This is a genomic window from Sphingomonas sp. ID0503 (assembly GCF_048565625.1).
Lineage (GTDB): Bacteria > Pseudomonadota > Alphaproteobacteria > Sphingomonadales > Sphingomonadaceae > JBLZUR01.
In genome coordinates this window covers 715,770-735,656 of the sequence record NZ_JBLZUR010000002.1, presented here as the reverse complement: position 1 = coordinate 735,656, position 19,887 = coordinate 715,770, and the positions used below count along the sequence as shown (strand labels likewise).

General features: G+C 66.5%; 20 protein-coding genes. 7 read left to right on the top strand and 13 right to left on the bottom strand.

Annotated features, from left to right (window positions below):
• Positions 1-14 precede the first annotated feature (14 nt).
• The 7 genes from ACM608_RS04555 to ACM608_RS04525 are packed head-to-tail and all read right to left on the bottom strand — an operon-like array spanning position 15 to position 6,188.
• Entirely contained in the window at positions 15-836 is an 822-nt protein-coding gene (locus ACM608_RS04555; protein ID WP_419682077.1) for an SDR family NAD(P)-dependent oxidoreductase, read from the bottom strand.
• Positions 837-840: 4 nt separating this feature from the next.
• On the bottom strand, positions 841-1,227 hold the full coding sequence (locus ACM608_RS04550; protein WP_419682076.1) for a VOC family protein: 387 nt from the start codon (positions 1,225-1,227) through the stop codon (positions 841-843).
• A gap of 18 nt (positions 1,228-1,245) precedes the next feature.
• Complete coding sequence (locus tag ACM608_RS04545; protein ID WP_419682075.1) at positions 1,246-2,601, bottom strand: acyl-CoA dehydrogenase family protein; 1,356 nt, start codon at positions 2,599-2,601, stop codon at positions 1,246-1,248.
• Positions 2,602-2,624: 23 nt separating this feature from the next.
• Positions 2,625-3,362, bottom strand: coding sequence for an SDR family NAD(P)-dependent oxidoreductase (locus ACM608_RS04540; RefSeq protein ID WP_419682074.1), 738 nt, complete (start codon positions 3,360-3,362; stop codon positions 2,625-2,627).
• The gene (locus tag ACM608_RS04535) at positions 3,359-4,111 is read right to left on the bottom strand and encodes an SDR family oxidoreductase (RefSeq protein WP_419682073.1); all 753 of its coding nucleotides are present in this window, start codon (positions 4,109-4,111) and stop codon (positions 3,359-3,361) included. Before ACM608_RS04535 ends, ACM608_RS04540 begins: the two co-directional genes overlap by 4 nt.
• Complete coding sequence (locus ACM608_RS04530) at positions 4,108-4,956, bottom strand: alpha/beta fold hydrolase (RefSeq protein ID WP_419682072.1); 849 nt, start codon at positions 4,954-4,956, stop codon at positions 4,108-4,110. Before ACM608_RS04530 ends, ACM608_RS04535 begins: the two co-directional genes overlap by 4 nt.
• Positions 4,957-4,961: 5 nt before the next feature.
• Positions 4,962-6,188, bottom strand: a complete 1,227-nt coding sequence (locus ACM608_RS04525) for an acetyl-CoA C-acetyltransferase (protein WP_419682071.1) — start codon at positions 6,186-6,188, stop codon at positions 4,962-4,964.
• Positions 6,189-6,407: 219 nt separating this feature from the next.
• On the opposite strand from ACM608_RS04525, the gene ACM608_RS04520 reads away from it, so the two are divergent.
• Positions 6,408-8,606, top strand: coding sequence for a TonB-dependent receptor (locus ACM608_RS04520; protein ID WP_419682070.1), 2,199 nt, complete (start codon positions 6,408-6,410; stop codon positions 8,604-8,606).
• Between the two features lie 212 nt (positions 8,607-8,818).
• Entirely contained in the window at positions 8,819-10,039 is a 1,221-nt protein-coding gene (locus ACM608_RS04515) for a cytochrome P450 (protein ID WP_419682069.1), read from the top strand.
• 204 nt (positions 10,040-10,243) lie between these two features.
• On the opposite strand, the gene ACM608_RS04510 is transcribed toward ACM608_RS04515, so the two are convergent.
• The 6 genes from ACM608_RS04510 to ACM608_RS04485 all read right to left on the bottom strand — a co-directional run bounded on the left by ACM608_RS04510 (position 10,244) and on the right by ACM608_RS04485 (position 14,898).
• The gene (locus tag ACM608_RS04510) at positions 10,244-11,020 is read right to left on the bottom strand and encodes an enoyl-CoA hydratase-related protein (RefSeq protein WP_419682068.1); all 777 of its coding nucleotides are present in this window, start codon (positions 11,018-11,020) and stop codon (positions 10,244-10,246) included.
• Positions 11,017-11,790 carry an SDR family NAD(P)-dependent oxidoreductase gene (locus ACM608_RS04505; RefSeq protein ID WP_419682067.1) on the bottom strand — a complete coding sequence of 258 codons (774 nt, stop codon included), beginning with the start codon at positions 11,788-11,790 and terminating at the stop codon, positions 11,017-11,019. Before ACM608_RS04505 ends, ACM608_RS04510 begins: the two co-directional genes overlap by 4 nt.
• A gap of 95 nt (positions 11,791-11,885) precedes the next feature.
• Positions 11,886-12,659, bottom strand: coding sequence for an SDR family oxidoreductase (locus ACM608_RS04500; protein WP_419682066.1), 774 nt, complete (start codon positions 12,657-12,659; stop codon positions 11,886-11,888).
• 22 nt (positions 12,660-12,681) lie between these two features.
• Complete coding sequence (locus tag ACM608_RS04495; RefSeq protein ID WP_419682065.1) at positions 12,682-13,116, bottom strand: PaaI family thioesterase; 435 nt, start codon at positions 13,114-13,116, stop codon at positions 12,682-12,684.
• Positions 13,113-13,856 carry an SDR family NAD(P)-dependent oxidoreductase gene (locus ACM608_RS04490; RefSeq protein WP_419682064.1) on the bottom strand — a complete coding sequence of 248 codons (744 nt, stop codon included), beginning with the start codon at positions 13,854-13,856 and terminating at the stop codon, positions 13,113-13,115. The genes ACM608_RS04495 and ACM608_RS04490 overlap by 4 nt, the downstream gene beginning before the upstream one ends.
• A gap of 10 nt (positions 13,857-13,866) precedes the next feature.
• Positions 13,867-14,898 (bottom strand): phosphotransferase family protein, encoded by a 1,032-nt coding sequence (locus ACM608_RS04485; RefSeq protein ID WP_419682063.1) that lies wholly within the window; start codon positions 14,896-14,898, stop codon positions 13,867-13,869.
• Between the two features lie 209 nt (positions 14,899-15,107).
• On the opposite strand from ACM608_RS04485, the gene ACM608_RS04480 reads away from it, so the two are divergent.
• The 5 genes from ACM608_RS04480 to ACM608_RS04460 are packed head-to-tail and all read left to right on the top strand — an operon-like array spanning position 15,108 to position 19,887.
• Complete coding sequence (locus tag ACM608_RS04480; protein ID WP_419682062.1) at positions 15,108-15,542, top strand: Zn-ribbon domain-containing OB-fold protein; 435 nt, start codon at positions 15,108-15,110, stop codon at positions 15,540-15,542.
• A gap of 57 nt (positions 15,543-15,599) precedes the next feature.
• Positions 15,600-16,757, top strand: coding sequence for a thiolase C-terminal domain-containing protein (locus ACM608_RS04475; RefSeq protein ID WP_419685094.1), 1,158 nt, complete (start codon positions 15,600-15,602; stop codon positions 16,755-16,757).
• Positions 16,758-16,781: 24 nt separating this feature from the next.
• Positions 16,782-18,296: a class I adenylate-forming enzyme family protein gene (locus ACM608_RS04470; RefSeq protein ID WP_419682061.1), complete on the top strand. Its 1,515-nt coding sequence runs from the start codon at positions 16,782-16,784 to the stop codon at positions 18,294-18,296.
• Entirely contained in the window at positions 18,293-19,111 is an 819-nt protein-coding gene (locus ACM608_RS04465) for an enoyl-CoA hydratase/isomerase family protein (RefSeq protein ID WP_419682060.1), read from the top strand. The genes ACM608_RS04470 and ACM608_RS04465 overlap by 4 nt, the downstream gene beginning before the upstream one ends.
• Positions 19,108-19,887 (top strand): enoyl-CoA hydratase/isomerase family protein, encoded by a 780-nt coding sequence (locus tag ACM608_RS04460; RefSeq protein ID WP_419682059.1) that lies wholly within the window; start codon positions 19,108-19,110, stop codon positions 19,885-19,887. Before ACM608_RS04465 ends, ACM608_RS04460 begins: the two co-directional genes overlap by 4 nt.

Sequence of the window (19,887 nt, the reverse complement as noted above, 5' to 3'; positions counted from 1 at the left end):
CAAGGGGAGGACTACTAGGACATACTCGCCTTCACCGCGTCCATCCGGATCGGGAGCACCGCGTTCCGTGTGGTGATCCCGGAATCCACCACCAAATTGTGCCCGGAGACGCCGGTCGCGAGGTCGCTGAGCAGGAACAGAATCGCCCCGGCGATCTCGTCGGCGGTGGTCTGGACGACATCGTTGATCGCCCCTTCCTGCCGCACCGCATCCGGCGTCAGCCCCTTCGCGAGTACCCGCTCGGACGGTACCGCGCCTGGCGACACCACGTTAACCCGGATGCCGTGCCTCGCCCATTCGAACGCCATCGTCCGGGTCAGCGCGTTCAGCCCCGCCTTCGCCGCGCCATAGGGACCATGGAACGGCGCCGAGTTGAGGCTGCTGATCGATCCGACATTGACGATCGGCGCGGGCGCGCTCCGCGCGACCATGGACCGCGCCGCCTGCGTACAGATGCTAAAGACATATTCGAGGTTGAGGCTGACCGTATCGCGGAACCCCGCGACCCCGCTCTCCTCCAGCGGCCCCCACTCCCCCTCGCGCGTCCCGCCAGCCACGTTCACCACGCCGTCCAGGCGGCCGAATGCCTCAAGAACCTTGCCGATGATCCCATCGGTCTGCGCCGGATCGGTAAGATCGGCCACGATCCCGATCGCCTCCGCACCCAAGTCTCGGATGTCCGCCAACGTGGGATCGAGAACGTCCTGCGTCCGGTCCACACAGGCAAGCCGCGCACCGAGCCCGGCCAGCGCGCGCACCGTCGCCCCGCCGATCCCACCGCGCGCAACCCCGCAGACCAGGATGAGGCGTCCTCGGAAATCCAGCGTCATCCGCATGGGCTCAACCCTCGCCGATGTGGAAGACGCTGAACTTGTTGCCGTCGAGATCACGGAAGTAAGCGGCGTAGAACGCGCTTTCGCCCTCGCCGGCGCGCACCCCCGGCTTCCCTTCGCTGACAGACCCGAGCGACAGCGCCTTGGCATAGGCGGAGTCAACCGCCGCCCGCCCCGGCGCCTTCAGCGCGATCATCGTGCCGTTGCCGACACTCGCCGCCTGCTTGTCGAACGGCCGGCAGATGCCGACCGTCCCGGCGGTGAACCCGTCACCCCAATAGGTCGTGTCGCCATAATCCATCAGCCGCTTGACCCCGAGTTCCGCGAACACGGCATCGAAGAACGCGCGCGCCCGCTCCGGCTCGTTGGTTCCCACCAAAGCGTATCCGATCATAAGACATCCCCTTCTTGATCACCGCTCCACCGGCCGCGCGTAGTCGAGATCGGCGCGGCTTTCCTCCAATGTGGTGCCGACTTCCGCCAGCAGCGGCGCGATCTTTTCCGCCGCCCACGCCTTGCGCTTGAATAGCGTGTCGGTCGGGAAATGCCCGTCCGCCGGCTGGTAGTTTCGCAGCACCTCCTTCGCCACGGCGCCCAGGTGAAGCTCGGTCACCCCGTCTGCGACGCCCTCGTGCAGGGCGATCGCCAGGTGGCGGCCGAAGTGCATTTCGTTCGACAGGCCGATCGATCCGTGGAGGTGGAGTGCGCGGAGCGTCACGTCCTGCGCGATCTTCGCCATCGCCGCCTTGACGGCCGAGATCATCTTGCGCCCCTCGCGCCCATGTTCGAGCTGCTGGTCGAACATCCAGGCGGTGTGCAGCACCAGCAGGCGGAACTGGAGATATTCGATATAGCTGTTGGCGATATCCATTTGCACCGCCTGCCGCTTGGCAATGACCTCGCCATAGGACTCGCGGCTCAACGCGCGTTCGCCCATCATGTCGATCAGCTGCTTCACCCGGCCGATCGTGCGCTGCGCATGATGCAGGCGGCCGCCGCCGAGGCGTGACTGCGCGACCTTGAACCCCTCACCCACCGGGCCAAGGCGCTGGCTGTCGGGCACGCGCACGTCGGTGAAGCGAATCCAGGGGTGCCCGCCCGATCCGCGATGGTCGCAGAACAGGCCGATGTTGCGCACCGTCTCGAACCCCGGCGTGTCGGTCGGCACGATGAACATCGTCGCCCGGCCATAAGGCGGTGCATCGGGATCCGTTACTGCCATGACGATCATGAAGGCGGCGTGGTTCGCGCTCGATGCGAACCATTTGTCGCCGTTCAGCACCCAGTCCTTGCCGTCACGCACGGCGGTGGTGCGGAAATTGGTGGGGTCGGACCCGCCCTGCGGCTCGGTCATTGCGTAGCAGGAGAAGACATCCTGTGCGAGGAGCGGGTTCAGGAACCGCTCCTTCTGCTCGTCGGTCGCGAACATCGCCAGGATCTCGGAATTGCCGCTATCCGGCCCCTGGCATCCGAAGACGACCGGACCGAAGCCACTGAAGCCGAAACGCTCGTTGATGTAGGTGAGCTTGACCGCCCCGAAGCCCTGCCCGCCCAGATGCGCGGGCAGATGCGCCGCCCACATACCCTGCGCCTTCACCTCCTCCTGCAGCCGCCGGATGATCTTGCGCAGGCCGGTATTGGCGATGTCGTAGGGCGAATCCTTGTCGTAATCGTAGAGATACTCGAGCGGGTAGATCTTTGCCCGGACGAACTCTTCCATCCAATCGAGCTTCTCCTGAAATGCAGGCTCGACCGCGAAATCCACCATCCGTCCTCTCCCTTATGGTCTTGTCAGGCGCACCAGCCGCCATCGACGGCAATCTCGGCGCCGGTCACGTAACTGGCCGCGTCCGAGGCCATGAAGATCGCGGTGCGGGCGATCTCCTCCGGTTCCGCGACACGACCCAGCGGCACCTGCGCCGCCACCGCCTGCTTGTCCGAGGGCGCAGGCCCGTCCTTGATCATCGACACCGACACCGCCCCCGGCAGGACGAGGTTCACGCGGACCTTGTCGCCCGCCAGCTCCGCCGCCGCATTGCGCGTCAGGCCGCGCAGCGCCCATTTGCTGACGCCGTATCCGACGAGGCCCGGCGTCGCGCGCAGGGCGGAGATCGATGCGATGTTGACGATGCTCCCGCCCCCGCTTTGCCGCATGGCGGGCAACACCGCCTGGATGCCGTTCAGCGTGCCGATGACGTTCACGTCGAAATAGCCGCGCATCCGGTCGGCGGTCAGCGTCTCCACGCTGTCGCGCCCGGCGATCGCGGCGTTGTTGATCAGGGCATCGACCGCCCCGAAGCGGTCGAGAGCCGTCGCCACCACACGCACCCAACCCTCCTGATCGGTGACGTCATGCGCGACGAAGCAGGCGTCCGGTCCGATCTCTTCCGCGACTCCGGCACCCCCCGGGTCGCGATCGGTCATCACGACCTTGCCGCCCGCCTTCACGATCAGGCGCGCCGCGACACGGCCCTGCCCTCCGGCCGCGCCCGTCAGGATGACGACCTTGCCGGAGAGCGCAGCCGTCATCCCGTCGTCCGCCCGCCATCGACGGGAAAGGCATGGCCGGTGGTGAACGTCGCGTCGCGGCACAGATAGAGGACCGCACCCGCGACCTCCTCCTTCTCGCCCACGCGGCCCAGCGGGTGCTTGGCCAATGCGAGAGCCGCGCGATCAGGATGGTCGGCGGCGAATTGCAGCCACATCTCGCCCGTCGTCGCACCCGGACAGACGACGTTGACGCGGATGCGGTCCTTCGCCGCCTCCAAGGCCGCGCCGCGCGTCATGCCGACGACGGCAAACTTCGCCGCCGCATAGGCAACCTGAAAGGCGCTTGGGATGAGGCCCGCGGCCGAGGCGCAGTTGCAGATCGCCCCGCCGCCTCGCGCGCGCATCGCCGGGATCTCGTACTTCATCGACAGGAAGGTGCCGCGCGCGTTGATGTCCATCAGCGCGGTGAACTCGTCGAGGCCGAGCGCCTCCAGCGGCGTAAGCGACTGCGACAGGCCCGCGCAGTTGAACGCGTAGTCCAACCAACCGAACGCCGCGACTGTGGCGTCCACTGCGCCGCGCACGTCATCCTCATCGGTGACGCTGCCGGCGATCGTCAGGCAGCGGACACCCAGCGCCTCGACCTCCGCTCGCGCCGCCGCATTGCGGTCGGCACGGCGGGAGAAGATCGCGACATCCGCTCCCTCGCGCGCGAAACGAAGGGCGGTCGCAAGGCCGATACCGCTGTTGCCGCCGGTAACCAACACGCTGCGGCCAGCCAGCGTCACCGCGCCGTCGCCGGGAAGTACCGCGCCAGGAACTGCAGCATGCCACCGTTGAACACGTCGTTGCGATCGCCCGCGACCATATGCCCCGCGCCGGCCACGTCGAAGATCTCCAGCCGGGGCAGCACGTCCTGCAGAATCGCCGTCCCTGTATCGTTGACGACATCGCTGCTGGAGCCCCGGATCAGGAGCACCGGCGTATCCTGCGCCTCACGGGCACCCTCGACCGTATCGGCCAGCTCGGCCAATTCCGAGTCGATCTCGCGGCCCAGGAAGGCCGGATCCCAGTGCCAGCGGAAGCGGCCGGTCTCCGTCTCGCGCAGATTGCGACGCAGGCCTTCCAGATCGGCTGGCCGGCGACGGTGCGGGTTGTAGGCGGCGATCGCGTCGGCGACCTCCTCCAGCGTCTCGAACCCGTCCGGCTTGCCGAGCATGAACTCGCGGATGCGGGCGACGCCCTTCGGATCGGGATTGGGCACGATGTCGACCAGCACCACCGCCGCCGGCCTCATCCCATCCGCCATCGCGCGCAGTGCCGTCGCCCCGCCTAGCGAAGCGCCCACCAGCGCGACCGGTCCGGGCAGACCGCCGGCAACCTCCGCCAGATCCCGCGCATGCAGCGCCAGCGAATAGCCACCCGGCCCCGCCCAGTCGCTCTCGCCATGCCCACGCGCGTCAAAGTTGATGACGTGATAGCAGGCCGCGACCAGCGCCGCCCCCGCACCCATCCAGGAGAAACGGGTCTGTCCCCCGCCGTGCATCAGGATCACGCAAGGGGCCGCCGGATCGCCGCCGACGTCGCCGACCAGCGTCAGGCCCCCGGCAGTCGAGAAGCGCGTGGCGCGCACGACGCTCAGATGCGCTCGATGATCGCCGCCGGGGCGAGGCCACCCGCCGCGCACATGGTGACAAGCCCGACCGACTTGTCCTGCCGCTCCAGCTCGTCGAGCAGCGTGCCGGTCAGGATTGCGCCGGTTGCGCCGATCGGGTGGCCGAGGGCCATCGCCCCGCCGTTGACGTTCACCGTCTCGGGATCGAGGTCGAGGTCGCGCATGAACTTCAGCGGTACGGCGGCGAAGGCCTCGTTGATCTCGAAAAGATCGACGTCGCTGATCGACATGCCGGCCTTTTCGAGCACCTTCTTCGCCGCCGGAACCGGGCCGTTCAGCATCAGCGTGGGGTCATCGCCCACCGTCGCCACGCCGCGCACCCGGGCCCGCGGCTTCAGCCCATGCCCCCGGGCGTATTCGGGCGAGGCGAGCAGCAGCGCCCCCGCCCCATCGACCACGCCGGAGCTGGTCGCGGCGGTGTGCATGTAGCGGATCTGCGTGTCGGGATAGGCCTGCCGCAGCAGCGCGCCAAAGGTGTTGCCCTCGCTGTCGATCTCCCGGTCATAGAACGCTTCGAAGGCGGGCTTCAGCTTGGCCAGCGCCTCCGCAGTCGTCTGCGGCCGGGGGTATTGCTCGCGGTCGAGCAGGACGGTGCCATCCTCGTCCTTGATCGCGACCAGCGACTTAACGAAGCGACCTTCGCGCACCGCGCGGTCGGCGCGCTGCTGGCTGGTGAGCGCGAGCGCGTCCAGCTCCTCGCGCTGGAACCCCTCCAGCGTGGCAATCAGGTCCGCGCACAGCCCCTGATGCGGCTGCGGGATCTTCTTGCGGAGCGCGAGATTGCCCGAGTCCATCATGAACTCGCGCGACAGCGTGCGGGTGTGCGACATCATCTCGACGCCGCCCGCGATCACCACGTCCTGCGCGCCGGACAGGATGCCCATCGCAGCGAGATTCACCGCCGTCAGGCCCGATCCGCAGAAGCGGTCGAGCGAGAAGCCGGGCACGGTCGCGGGAAAGCCGGCGTCGAGCACCGCCATCCGGCCGAGGTTCAGGCCCTGCTTGCCCTGCTGCGTATTCACGCCGGTGACGACGTCGTCGATGTCCTTGGGATCGAGCCCGGTGCGGTCGGCGAGCGCGATCAGAAGCTGGGAGAGCAGGCGCTGCGGGTGGACGCCGGCGATGGCACCTTCCGCCTTGCCGAGACCGCGCGGGCTGCGCACCGCGTCGATGATCCAGACCTCGTTCACGATCCCTCCTGTAGCGTTCGATTATCGCTCGTCAGTTCGATATACAGATGGTGTTTGCGCTGCCGCTCGACACCTTGTCAAGGATAGGCGGACCCCAGCGCAATGCGCCCCTCTGCAACCCGGCGCATCCAATTGACAGCATTTCCGCGAATCCATAAGAATGCACGAACTACGAACGTATGGGCGAATAACGCTCAACTTCATGGGGAGGATGAGGAGATGATCGTGCAGAAGGGCGACGTGTATCCGATTACGCTGAAGGTGCTGATGCTGGCCGGCGTTTCGCTGGGGGCGATACCTGCGTTCGCTCAGACTCCTCCCTCGGCTCCGTCGGCGGCCCCGGCAGAGACGGCGGCGGACGACACCAACGAAATCGTCGTCACCGCGCAGAAGCGGTCCGAGCGGCTGACCGACGTGCCGATTTCGATCAGCGCGGTCACGGCCGACCAGCTCCAGAAGCGCAGCCTGACCCAGGTCGCGCAACTTTCGCAGAGCGTGCCCGCGCTGCGCATCGACTATGCCGGCAATTCGATTCAGCCGACCATTCGCGGCGTCGGCAGCCAGGTGGCCGGCCCCGGCTTCTATTCGAACATCCCGATCTACGTGGACGGCTTCTACCTGCCGAGCCCCGGATCGTCGGACCTCAACCTCATCAACATCAGCAGCGTCAACGTGCTGAAGGGGCCGCAGGGCACCCTCTTCGGCTTCAACGCGACCGGCGGTGCGATCCAGGTCACGACCAAGGATCCGCAGCAGGATCCGACGCTGATCGCCCGCGCCAGCTACGCGCGGTTCAACAAGGTCGCACTTGCCGGATATGCGTCGACCGGCATCGCGCCCGGCCTGGCGATCGACATCGCCGGCGGGTACGAGCGCGGCGACGGGTTCGTCACCAACGTCGTCACGAACGATGACGAGGCAGGCAAGTACCACCAGTGGCAGGTCCGCACGAAGATACTGTGGGAGCCGAGCGACGCGATCAGCTTCAAGCTCGCCTATGCCCACAGCTATACCGACGACCCCGCCGCCAATTTGACCAACGCGCGCGACGGCATGACCATCGGCACGATCATCCCCGGCAACACGATCGTGACCAAGCGGGGGCAAGTCGCCAACAACGCACCGAACTACATTCACCTCAACACCGACTCGATCACGCTGACCAGCAGCTTCGATCTCGGCTTTGCGAACCTGACGTCCTATACCGGCTTCCGCAGCGACAAGGTGTCGCAGGGTCTGGAATACGACACGACACCGGCAAACATCAACGCTGCAACCTGGAAGATCCCGGACGAAACCTTCACGCAGGAATTCAATCTCACCTCCGCGGGCAGCGGTCCGTTCAACTGGGTTCTTGGCGCGTTCTACATGGACGTGAAGAACAACTACTTTTACAACCTCAGCAACTCCACCTCGCCGGATGGCAGCGGCGCGCCCTTTGTCCCGCTGTTCCACACTGTCAACAAGAACGAATCGATCGCCATCTTCGCCGACGGCACTTACGAGGTGGCGGACGGCCTCTTCCTCACCGCCGGCGGCCGCTACAGCTGGGACAATCCGCAGCTGAAGTTCAATCTTTTCCCGGCGGCGTTCATCGATGAGGGCGACGTCAAGTTCCACAACTTCTCGCCGCGCGGCGTCATCCGTTACGAACTCACGCCGCAGTCGAACGTCTATGCGTCCTTCACCAAGGGGTACAAGTCCGGTACCCTGCCCGGCTCTTCATTCTCGCTGGTGCCGGTGAAGCCTGAGAAGATCGACGCTTGGGAAGTCGGCTACAAGATTTCGAACCGCGCGATCCGGTTCAACATCGCCGCATACTATTATGACTACAAGGACATTCAGGTCACCGCTTACGGCGCGGCTGGCGCCAGCATCACTCGCAACGCTGCCGCCGCGCGGATCTACGGCCTGGACGGCGACCTGACGTTCCAGCTGACTCCGGACTTCGACGTCACGCTCAGCGGCGCGTACACGAACGCCAAGTTCAAGAGCTTCCCGGACGCGATCGGCTTCCAGCAGGACCTGAACCCGGCCAACGCTACCTACGGCCAGTTCCTCGCCATCAACATCCCGGCCGACGACTTCCCCGTGCAGCGTTCGCCGAAGTTCGCGGGCAGCATCGGGGCCAATTACCACGTCGATGTCGCCGGTGGAAAGCTCGCGCTCAATGGCAACCTCTTCTACACCTCGCGCTTCTACTTCGACTCCGTCAAGCAGCTGCCGCAAAAGGAATATGCGCTGCTCAACCTGCGCGCGACATGGACCGATCCGTCGGACCATTACGACTTCTCGATCTTCGGCACCAATGTCACCAGCACCAAATACCGGGTGCAGAACTTCACCGACACTTTCGCCAGCCGTCAGGTCTGGGGTGAGCCGGCCGTCTATGGCGCACAGGTCACCGTCCGCTACTGATCGGCAACCCGGCTCGGCGCGCCAGCCATGGCGTGCCTGCCGGGCGGCACCTAAATTTTCTCGCGGATCGTGCCTCTATCAAGGCCGGTCCGCGCGATCGTTTTCGGCGGGATCGCCGGACAGTGCCCCCGGTTCAGTCACCGGACAGGTCAATCATGTGTGTGGAAGGGTCGCCACCGCCTCAGGCGGCCCTTCGGAAAAGGAGTAAAACGATGGCGACGATCGCGCGACCGGCCAATGTGCCCGACCATGTGAGAGACGACCAGATCGTCTTCTTCGACCGGTTCGAAGACAGCCGCATCGAAACCGATGTTCAGCTGGACACGCACAAGCTGCACGACGAGGCACCCGACATCTTCTATTCGCCCTGCAACGGCGGATACTGGGTGATCACACGCTTCGACCATATGTCGCAGCTGCTGAAGGACACCGAGCATTTCTCAAACCGGGAACTCGACATCCCGCCGTCCAACAGCCCCAATGTGATGATCCCGCTCAACCTCGATCCGCCGGAGCATCTCGGCTACCGCATGGCGCTGATGCGGCATTTCGACCGCAAGCATATCGCCGCGATGGAACCCAAGCTGCGGATCTGGGCCAACCGCATGATCGACAAGGTCATCGAGCGGGGCGAATGCGAGTTCACCGAGGATGTCGGCGCCGGCTTCCCCGTCTCCGTCTTCATGGAACTGATGGGCCTGCCGCTCGACAAGTTCGAGCCCTTTCGCGAGATCGTCCTTGAATATTTCAGCCCGACCACGGTCGAGCGCCGCATCGAGATGCAGAACTACATCATCGCCACGATGAAGGAGTATTTCGACAAGCGCCGCGCCGAGCCGCAGGACGATCTGATGTCAAAGCTGGTCGGTGAGACGGTAAAGGGTCGGCCGCTGACCGACGAGGAGCTGGAATCGATCGGCTTCCTCCTGTTCATCGCGGGCCTCGACACCGTCGCCAACACGATGACCTTCACCTTCCACTATCTCGCCAAGCATCCCGAGCTGCAGGAGCGGCTGCGGAACGACCCGGAGGCGTACACCGACTTCGTGGAGGAGGCGCTGCGCCGCTTCTCGATCGTGTCGCAGACCCGCATCGTGAAGAAGGACTATGACTTCGAAGGCGCGTCCTTTCGCGTCGGCGACATGATCGCCTGCCCGCTCTATCTCGGCGGCATGGACCCACGCCGCAATCCGGAGCCGGAGAAGTTCGACATCGACCGTCAGGACCGAGGCCATGTCGCCTTCTCGACGGGCGCGCATACCTGCGTCGGCAACTTTCTCGCCCGCGCCGAAATGCGGGTGATGGTGGAGGAGTGGATGCGCCGCATTCCCAGCTTCCGCTTGAAGCCCGGCACCGAGCCGAAATGGCGCACCGGCGGCGTCGCAGCCATGCACGACGTCTTCATTGAATGGCCGGCGGATAAAGAGGCGTAATTAAATCCTCCCGCGGAGGGGGAGGGGGACCGCCGCCGAAGGCGGCGGTGGAGGGGTAGTCTCTGCGCACACGCGGTTAGGCAACGTCGCAACGCAGCCTGCAAACTCGTTCAACAGATATCAGCCGCCTATTGCGCGGCACCTACCCCTCCGCCGCCTGCGGCGGTCCCCCTGCCCTTCCGGGGGAGGATGAGGCTAAGCTTATCAATTCCAGCGCGGCGCCCGCTTCTCGGCGAAGGCGCGCGGTCCTTCGATCGCATCGGGCGAGGCGCGCATCGCGCTCACCTCCGGCCAGTCGAACTGCGCGTCGATCGACTCCGCTATAGGAATGTCCAGTCCACGCATGGCGGTCGCCTTCGCGGCGCGGATCGCGGCCGGGCTGCACACCGCGATCTCGCCCGCGATCGCCAGCGCGCGATCCAGTTCGCCGCCTGGCTCTACCACCTCCGAGACGAAGCCAAGCTCCCGCCCGTCGCAGGCCGAGACCTGACGCGCGGTCAGGATCATCGTCATCGCCCGCTTGATCCCGATCGCCTGGGGCAGGCGGAACAGCCCGCCCGCCAGAGCAGCCAGCCCGACCTTGGGTTCTGGCAGCCCGAAACGCGCATGTTCGCCCGCCACGATGATGTCGCAGGCCAGCGCCGTCTCGAACCCGCCGCCGAGCGCCAGCCCGTTCACCGCCGCGATCACGGGCTTGGCGAGGTCAAACCGGCGGGTCAGCCCCGCAAAGCCGCTCGCCGGCATCTCCAGCGATCCGCCCGCCGCATGATGCTTCAGGTCGTTGCCCGCCGAAAACGCCCGCTCGCCGGCCCCCGTGACGATCGCGACGCGCAAATCGTCATCGGCGGCAAAGGCGTCGAAGGCATCGGCCATCTCGAAATGCGCCGGCGAATGCAGCGCATTCATCACCTCCGGCCGCTGGATGCGGACGATCAGGGCATGACCCTCCCGCCGCGTCGAGATGAACCGATACCCGCTCACATCCGGATCGCGCCGTCCAGGCGGACATGCTCGCCGTTGAAATAGCTGTTGCGGCACATCTCCACCGCCAGGCTGGCGAACTCCTCGGCATGGCCGAGACGGCGCGGAAAGGGCACGCTGTCGCCCAGCTGCTTGCGCAGCTCCGGCTTGGCGGTGGCGAAGAGCGGCGTGTCCATGATGCCCGGCAGGATCGCGTTGACGCGGATGCCCTCGCGCCGGAGATCGCGCGCGATCGGCAGGGTCAAGCCGACGATGCCCGCCTTGGAGGAGGCATAGGCCGCCTGCCCGGCCTGCCCGTCCACCGCCGCAACCGAAGCGGTGCTGACGATCACGCCACGCTCGCCATCCTCGTTGAGAGGATCGAGGGTCATCATCCCCGCCGCCGACTTGGCGATGCAACGGAAGGTGCCGACGAGGTTGAGGAGGACGATCTTCTCGAACTGGTCGATCGGGAAATGGCTGATAGCCCCGCTCTCGCGATCGCGCTGCGCCGTCTTGAAGGTGTTGCCGCGTCCCGCGCAGTTGACCAGGATCCGCTCCTGCCCAAGCGTGGCGCGTGCCTGGGCGAAACCTTCGTCGACCGACGTGTCGCTGGTGATGTCGACGGTGAACGAAGCGCCGCCGATCTCCCTGGCAAGCGCTTCCCCCTTCTCAGCGTTGAGGTCGAAGATCGCGACCTTCACGCCCTCGGCCGCCAGCGCGCGCGCCGTCGCCTCGCCAAGGCCGCTCGCGCCGCCGGTCACCACTGCCGTACATCCGTCCAGTTTCATCGATCGCCTTCCTTCTTGTTCATATATCGCACGTTCGTACTGTTGATGTGCGTGGATCGGGTCAAGTTAGTTCGTGCGTGGGATGCCCGGCACTCTCAACCGCCTGCCATCGCCGCCTTGATGTCGGCGACGATCGGCGGGCGGCGCAGGAACATGCCGCCGTCCGTGTGGATCGTCTCGCCCGTGATCCAGCCGGGCGCGGTGCCGAGCCAGGCGACCGCCTCCGCCACCTCCTCCGGCCGCGCGCATCGGCCAAGCGGCACTTCGGCTGCGACGATCGGGCCGGCGCGCGGATGATCGAGGAGATGCCCGGCCGCCGGCGTCGAGATCGGACCCGGGCATACCGCGTTCACCCGTATGCCGCGCGGCCCGTATTCGATCGCCGCATACTTCACGAGCATCTGCAGCGCCGCCTTGGCGCAGCCGTAGGAAAAGTAGCCGTGCCAAGGGTTGGTCCCCGCAATCGAGCTCATCAGCACGATCGACCCGCCGTCGTTCATCGCCCGCGCGGCATGGCGCACGAACAGATAGGCCGATTCGAAGTTGAGCTTCATGCTGCGCGCGAAGGTGTCGGCCGGGATATCGTCGATCAGCCCGACCACGCCCGCGCCTGCGACCAGTACCGCGCAGTCGATCCCGCCGTCCTCAGCCGCCGCCTCGCAGAAGCGGGCGACGTCCGCCTCGACCGTGGCATCGCAGGCGACCGCCTTGCCGCCGATCTCGCCGGCCAATTTGTCGATCCCCGCCTGCCGCCGCGCACCCGCCGTAACCGCGAAGCCCCGCGCCGCCAGCGCCTGCGCGATCGCCCAGCCGGTTCCCCCCTCCTCCGACGCGCCGAGGACCGCCGCGTTCTTCCGCCCTTCCGTCATCGCTCTCTCCTCTTGGCCGCCGCTATGTTGCGGGCTTCATCCGCTTGTAGACCCCGCTCGCGCGCAGGACCGGGGTTTCGCCTGCGTACATCAGCGCCTGCGCGAAACAGGTTCCGCCGCCGATACGCGTGACGGACACCCGTGCATCGACCCACGCACCCAGCGGCGCCGGCGCCAGATAGTCGAGCGACATGGTGATGGTCGGCAGCGGCGCCGGGATATCGCTGACTACGCGGATACCACGCGCGAGCGCGATGTCGGCGAAGGTGGAGAGCATCCCGCCATGGCAGATCGGGCGCGGGTTGCAGTGATGATCCGCCACGCGGAAGCCGAAGCGGACCGCCTCACCGGCGTCGAGCGCGTCCAGCGTCATGTAGAGCGGACCGACGTGATCGGCGAACGCGCCGCAGCCGGTGACCTGCTCCCAATGCCGGCCGTCGTCCGGAACCGCGCTCATCCGCGCAGCCCTCCGTCACAGCGCAGGATCACGCCGCTGACGAAGCTGGAATTCGGGCTGGCCAAATAGAGCGCGCTGGTCACGATCTCATCCGGCCGGCCCGGCCTACCGACGGCATTGGGTGCGCTCTCCCGCTGCGTGTCCGTCCAGGCAGCGGCGATGTCGGTGAGAAATGGGCCGGCCGCGATGGCGTTCACGCGCACCTTGGGGCCGTATTCCTGCGCCAGGCTGATCGTCATCGCGTTCAGCGCCGCCTTGGCCCCGGCATAGGGTATGACGCGCGGCATTGCCTTCCACGACGCACCCGAGGAAATGTTGATGATGCTGCCCCCCTCCCCCTCGGCCATGCGCTGGCCGATCAGGGCGGCGAGCCGGAACGGCCCCTTGAAGTTGAGCGCGACCACCTTGTCGAACAGGTCTTCGGTCACCTCATGCGAGGGCTGCATCGGACCCATGCCGGCATTGTTGACCAGGATGTCCACCCGGCCGAAGGCGGCATAGGCGTCCTCCACCAGCCGATCGACCTCCTCCCACTTGCCGGCGTGGACCGACAGCGCCAGCGCACGGCGGCCCTTGGCGCGGATCTTCTCGGCCGCTTCCTCGCAGGCTTCGATCTTGCGGCTGGCGACGATCACGTCCGCGCCGGCGTCGGCGAAAGCGAGCGCCATTTCGAGGCCGAGCCCGCGCGAGCCGCCGGTGATCAGCGCGACTTTGCCGGACAGGTCGAATAAATCGATCATGCCGCCCTCCTCAGATCAGCGTCAGCGCGCGCTCGAACAGCGCGACAGAGCGTGCGTGGAAGCGCGCGCCGGTCGCCTGATCGGCCTTGCCGGCGAGCGCGCGGGCGCTGGTCCCTTCCAGAAGGATCGCGAGCTTGTAGCAGGCGAGCACAACGTACCAGTCGATAGCCGACAGATCGCGTTCGCTACGCTCGCGATAATAGGCGAGCAATTCGTCCGCAGTCGGAAAGCCGTCCCAGGGTTCGATCTTCATCGACGTCGGATCGCCCGCCCGCGGCCAGGTGGTCAGCACCCAGCCGAGATCGATCAGCGGATCGCCAATCGTCGCCAGCTCCCAATCGACGATCGCAGCAAGGCCGGGCCCGTCGTTCCGGTACATGACATTGGCCAGGTGGTAGTCGCCGTGGAGAATGCCGGGCGCGAACGTCGCGGGGCGGTTCGCCTCCAGCCAGGCGCCGACCTTCACCACGCCGGGCAGGACCTGCTGCCCGGGCCAGCCGGCATGTTCCGAATAGCCCTCCAGTTGCTTGCGCCAGCGGCCGACCTGCCGTTCCAGATAACCCTCGGTCCGGCCGAAATCGGCCAGGCCGACAGCGACATGATCGACCCTGCCGAGCCGCGCGATGCCGTCCACCAGCGCAAACCCCATGTCGCGCCGGATCGCGGGGTCGGCGGCGTGAAGCGCGGGCATACCGACCGTCACGTTGAAGCCGTCGATCGGCTCCATGAGGTAGAAGGCGGCGCCCAGTGCCTCCTCTTCGGGGCTGGAGGCGATCAGGCGGGGATGCGGCACGTCCGTGTCCGCCAGCGCGCCGAGCACGCGGATCTCGCGCCGGATCGTCTCGTTCGCGGCCGGGCGTGGATGGGCGGAAGGGCGGCGCAGAACGTAGCGGCGATCCGCGCGCTCAAACATCAGGATCAGGTTCTGGGTGCCGCCCGCCAGCAGCCGGGGGTTCTCGATCGCGCCGGAGCCGAGCCCCTTGCCATCCATCCAGCGGCCGAGCGCCTCAAGATCGATCGCGTCTCGCCAGGTCTCGATCATCACCTCCCCTTTTCACGCTGATGTTCGAATATAGCGCGTACCGTCGTTATTCGATCAATCGGCAGTGCAGCTGGCGCTGTCAAGGCTGGACTGATGCGCAGAAATCGGGATTGTCAAAACGACGATCGTATCGTAGATCGAACGGATGTTACATATTCGCACAACGGTGCGAGCGGCTTCGTAGCCGACTAGCAAGCGAGGGGAAGCCGATGGCGTACAGCTTCGAGCAGCACAAGATCACCGGGGCAATCGAGGCCGATGACGAGTATTGGCGCGGCCTGGAGGACGGCAAGTTCCAGCTTTCGCGCTGCTCGGACTGCAAAACCTGGACCTGGCCCGCGCATTTCCGCTGCGGCCATTGTGGCTGCTGGGAGATGGAGTGGGTCGAGATGGAGCCGAAGGGCAAGATCTTCACCTACACGCGCAGCCGCTATGCCTTCGACCGCGTTCTGGAGCGCAAGGATGACGTCCCGTACGTGTCCGTCGTCGCCGAGATCCCGGAAGCCGGCAATATCCGCGTCATGGGCGTGCTCGCCGGACCGGAAGAAGGGCTCGCGATCGGAGCACCGGTCAGGGGTCGCATCCTGCCGCCCAGCCCGAAGACCAAGAACTATCCATCGATCGTCTGGGAACTGGACCTCTGAAGCGAGGCAGCCTGGACTGAAGCGACGCAATCAAGGGAGAGACGGCAAGTGAGCAAGATGCGTGGCGCGGCCGCGATCGTCGGGATCGGGCAGACCCCCTATTACAAGCGCGGCACCTCGCCCGAGCCGGAGCTGAAGCTCGCGATCCGCGCGATCACGCAGGCGGCGGATGATGCGGGCATCGACGTGCGCGACATCGACGGCTTCATCTCCTACGCTTCCGAGCGCAGCGATCCCGCCAAGCTGATGCCGGCGCTCGGCACCCGCGAATGCAGTTTCGCCTCGCTGGTGTGGTTCCACGGCGGCGCGCTGCCGGCGACGCTCAACATCGCGTCGATGGCGATCATGTCGGGTCAGGCGGACATCGTCGCGGTCTACCGGTCGATGGCGGAAAGCAGCAGCCAGCGGCTGCGTGTCATCGTCGCGCAGAACGACACCTCCGCCCAGTATCTGGTCAACGGCCTCGATTCGCCCGCCCAGATCCTCGCTCTGCGTGCGCAGCGGATGATGGAATATCACGGCGTTCCGCAGTCGGCGTTCTACGCGACCGTGAAAGCGAGCTACTATCACGCGGCCAACAACCCCCGCGCCTATGGCCGCAATATCGAGATGAACGAAGAGGTGTACGAGCACGCCCGGATGATCTCCGAGCCGTATCGCCTCTTCGACTGCTCGCGCGAGAACGACGGTGCCGCCTGCGTGCTCGTCATGTCGGCGGAACGCGCGAAGGACCTCAAGCAGAAGCCCGCCTACATCCTCTCCGCCCCGATGGGCACGATGGAGGGCGGCGGGGCCTTGGAGGAGAACTGGCGTCCGTATTACTCGACCGCCGGCCAGGTCGAGCTTGCCGATCGCCTGTGGCGCGAGTCCGGCTACGGGCCGAAGGACGTCGACGTGGCGCAGGTCTACATGAACATGAACTCCATGGGCATCGGCGCGATGATCGACCACGGCTTCTTCAAGATGGAGGAAGCGGGCGCGTTCTGCACCTTCGAGAACTTGACCGCGCCCGCCGGCAAGCTGCCCATCAACACATCGGGCGGCGATCTCGGCGAAGGCTTCATCCACGGCATGGGCCTGATCCCGGAGGCGGTGCGCCAGATCCGCGGCACCTCCACCAACCAGGTGCCGGATGCGAAGCTGTCGCTGGTCACCGGCGGCCCCGGCGACCTGATGAGCAGCACCGCGCTGCTCGGCAGCGAAGAGACGCTTTAACCCTTAGATCGGGAACGAGACGAAATGGCTTTCACGGTCAGCCGGGCATTTAGATGGTGGGCCTGGGACCGGCCCGACCGTGTCGCGCTGGATTACGAGGGCGAGCCGGTCACCTATGCCGAGCTTTACGCCTGGGGTGCGCGCGTCGCCGCATGGCTGACCGAACAGGGCGTGAAGCCCGGCGATCGCGTCTCGACGGTCGCCGCCAACTCGCTCGACTATGCGGTGCTGATCATCGGCATCATGCTGGCCGGCGGGATCAACGCCCCTCTCACCTTCCGCGCGAGCGCGCGCGACCTGCGCCGCTCGCTCGACCTGCTGACGCCGACGCTGCTCTTCTGCGATGCCGAGCGGCAGGACTGCGTGATCGAGGCGCTGGGCGAGGGCGAGCAGCACAAGCTCCACTCCCTCGACATCATCCGCCCGCTTCGTGACGCGCCGGAGCCGCCGGCCGTCTATGAGCCGGATGCGAACGACCCGCTGTTCATCATTGGCACGAGCGGATCGACGGGCTTCCCCAAGGGCGTGGTCTACACCCACGGCTCCACGATGACCTACGCGGCCGAGTTCGCGATGATGGAACCGGCAACCGGAAACGGCGGCAGCATCCTGGCGGCCGGGCCATACAGCTCGTCATCCGGCACGCTGCTGCTGATGCAGTTCCTGTCGACCGGTGCCACGATCTACGCCCAGAACAAGTTCACGCCCGAGATCGCACTCCGCCTGTTGCAGGAGAAGAAGATCACCACCTTCCTCGCCTCGGTGATCTTCTGGGAGCGGATCGCCGCTTTGCCGGAGTTCGCGGCAGCCGACCTGTCGACGATCAAGTTCGCGCAGATCAGCGGCGCGCGCGTCAACCCCGGCCTCCTCGCACAATATCGCGAAAAGGGCCTTGTCCTCCGCCCCGCCTATGGCTGCACCGAAGCCGGTGGCGCCTGGGCCGCGCGCGACCGCACGGCGGTGAGCGAACCGGAGAAATGCGGCCCCGGCGCGATGTTCAGCGACTATCGCGTCATGCTGCCGGACGGATCGATCGCGGCACCGGGGGAAGCGGGCGAGATCCTGATCCGCAGCGCGGGGCTTACCGCCGGATACTGGAACGATCCCGAACAGACCGCCAAGACCTATCAGGACGGCTGGCTGCACACCGGCGACCGCGGCGTCATGGACGCGGACGGCAATTTGACCTTCATCGACCGGATCAAGGACATCATCATCTCCGGCGGCCTCAACATCTCCGCGATGGAGGTGGAGGGTGCCATCGCCGAAATCGACGGTGTCGAGGAGGTGGTCGTGATCGCCGCGCCCGACGCCGAGTTCGGAGAGACACCGCTCGCAGTCATCCACGGCGATATCGACCGGCTCGATCCCAAGGCGATCGTCGCCCATTGCCGCGCCGCGCTCGCCAGCTACAAGGTGCCGCGCTACGTCGCGTTGGAGCGGGAGCCGCTGCCGCGCCTGGCCTCCACCAAGATCAACAAGGTGCTGCTGCGCGACAAGTACAAGGAAGCGCCCGCTTTCCTTGAGAAGGTGCGGTGAGCGCGCTTTCCAGCAATGCCGCCGGGCTCGACGCGCGGATCGAGGACGGCCTCCTCATCCTGACGCTCGATCGGCCGGAGGTGCTGAACGCGCTGACCCGCGAGATGATCGACGAGCTGCGCCGGCTGACCGACGCGGCCGAGAATGATCCGGAGGTCTTCGCGATCGCCATCACCGGTGCTGGCCGTGCGTTCTGCTCCGGCCTCGACATCTCGCTGCTCGCCGCAGCGGCGGAGTCGGGCGGCTCCTCGGCACGGCAGTTCCCGGAGGGCGAGATCCCCGGCCTCTTCGTGCACCTGCTCGCCTGTTCGAAGCCGGTCGTATGCGCGCTGAACGGCGTGGCGGCGGTGGGCGGCTTCGTGCTGGCGATGATGTGCGACCTGCGCTTCGCGTCCGAAAACGCGAGCCTGACCGCCGGTTTCAGCAATCGCGGCCTGCCGGCGGAGCATGGCACCAGTTGGCTGCTCCCCCGTCGCATCGGCACCGCCCGCGCGCTCGACTTCATGTGGACCTCCGCCAAGATCAGCGCGACCGAGGCGCAGGAGATCGGCCTTGTCGAGCATGTCGTTCCCGCCGGGACCGAGCTGAACGCGGTCAAGGCCTATGTCGCCGACCTGAAGGCGCGGGTCTCGCCGCGCGCCCTCGCGATGATCAAGCAGCAGGTCTACGGTCATCTCGATCTCGGTTTCCGCGCCGCCGTCGAGGACTCCTTCGCGCGCGCTCTGGCAGGATTGAAGCACCCTGACATCGGCGAGGGCGCGCGCGCCTTCATGGAGAAGCGCCCGCCCCGCTTCCTGCCCTGGACGGGCGAGTGAGCGCGGACCGCATCCTCCTCACGATTGACGGCGCGATCGCCACCGTTGCGATCAACCGCCCGGAGGCGCGCAACGGACTGGTGCGCGGCATGGGTGCCGAGATCCACGCCAAGCTGCGTGAAGTCGCGGCGAACAAGAACATTCGCGTTCTCGTCTTTCGCGGCATCGGCCGGGACTTCTGTCCCGGTGCCGACATCAAGGCGCAGAGCACGCCTGACGAAACCCCGCCGCCCACACCCGACTTCGACGCTTATCAGGTCAGCGTCCTGCTGCATGAAATGCCGCAGGTGACCATCGCCGCGATCCGGGGTGCCTGCGCCGGTGCCGGGCTCGGCTATGCGGCGGCCTGCGACCTGCGGGTCGGCGACGATGACGTGCGGATCAATTCCGCCTTCCTGGACGTCGGTGTCGCGGGCGACATGGGCGTGCCCTGGTCGCTGCCCCGGCTGATCGGCCCGGGCCTTGCCCGCGACCTGATGTTCTTCCCCCGCAAGATCGGCTCGGACGAGGCGCTGCGCATCGGCCTGCTCCAACGGGTCTGGCCCGGCGAGACCTTCGAGGAAGAGCTGGCCCGCTACACCGCACGGCTTGCAGGCGCCGCCCCCCTCGCGCTCACCGCGATGAAGGCGAACTTCGTCGAGGCGGAGCGTACCGACTTGCGAAGCTTCATCACGATCGAGGCCGAACGCCACATCCGCCTGCTGCAGACAGCTGATCGCACCGAGGCATTCAAGGCCTGGGTGGAGAAGCGGGCGGCGAAGTTCACCGGCCGCTGA

Bases quoted from the DNA above. Each gene is read 5' to 3' on its own strand.
- ACM608_RS04555 (WP_419682077.1), bottom strand. From the start codon at position 836: ATGCGGATGACGCTGGATTTCCGAGGACGCCTCATCCTGGTCTGCGGG.
- ACM608_RS04550 (WP_419682076.1), bottom strand. From the start codon at position 1,227: ATGATCGGATACGCTTTGGTGGGAACCAACGAGCCGGAGCGGGCGCGC.
- ACM608_RS04545 (WP_419682075.1), bottom strand. From the start codon at position 2,601: ATGGTGGATTTCGCGGTCGAGCCTGCATTTCAGGAGAAGCTCGATTGG.
- ACM608_RS04540 (WP_419682074.1), bottom strand. From the start codon at position 3,362: ATGACGGCTGCGCTCTCCGGCAAGGTCGTCATCCTGACGGGCGCGGCC.
- ACM608_RS04520 (WP_419682070.1), top strand. From the start codon at position 6,408: ATGATCGTGCAGAAGGGCGACGTGTATCCGATTACGCTGAAGGTGCTG.
- ACM608_RS04515 (WP_419682069.1), top strand. From the start codon at position 8,819: ATGGCGACGATCGCGCGACCGGCCAATGTGCCCGACCATGTGAGAGAC.
- ACM608_RS04505 (WP_419682067.1), bottom strand. From the start codon at position 11,790: ATGAAACTGGACGGATGTACGGCAGTGGTGACCGGCGGCGCGAGCGGC.
- ACM608_RS04500 (WP_419682066.1), bottom strand. From the start codon at position 12,659: ATGACGGAAGGGCGGAAGAACGCGGCGGTCCTCGGCGCGTCGGAGGAG.
- ACM608_RS04495 (WP_419682065.1), bottom strand. From the start codon at position 13,116: ATGAGCGCGGTTCCGGACGACGGCCGGCATTGGGAGCAGGTCACCGGC.
- ACM608_RS04490 (WP_419682064.1), bottom strand. From the start codon at position 13,856: ATGATCGATTTATTCGACCTGTCCGGCAAAGTCGCGCTGATCACCGGC.
- ACM608_RS04485 (WP_419682063.1), bottom strand. From the start codon at position 14,898: ATGATCGAGACCTGGCGAGACGCGATCGATCTTGAGGCGCTCGGCCGC.
- ACM608_RS04480 (WP_419682062.1), top strand. From the start codon at position 15,108: ATGGCGTACAGCTTCGAGCAGCACAAGATCACCGGGGCAATCGAGGCC.
- ACM608_RS04475 (WP_419685094.1), top strand. From the start codon at position 15,600: ATGCGTGGCGCGGCCGCGATCGTCGGGATCGGGCAGACCCCCTATTAC.
- ACM608_RS04470 (WP_419682061.1), top strand. From the start codon at position 16,782: ATGGCTTTCACGGTCAGCCGGGCATTTAGATGGTGGGCCTGGGACCGG.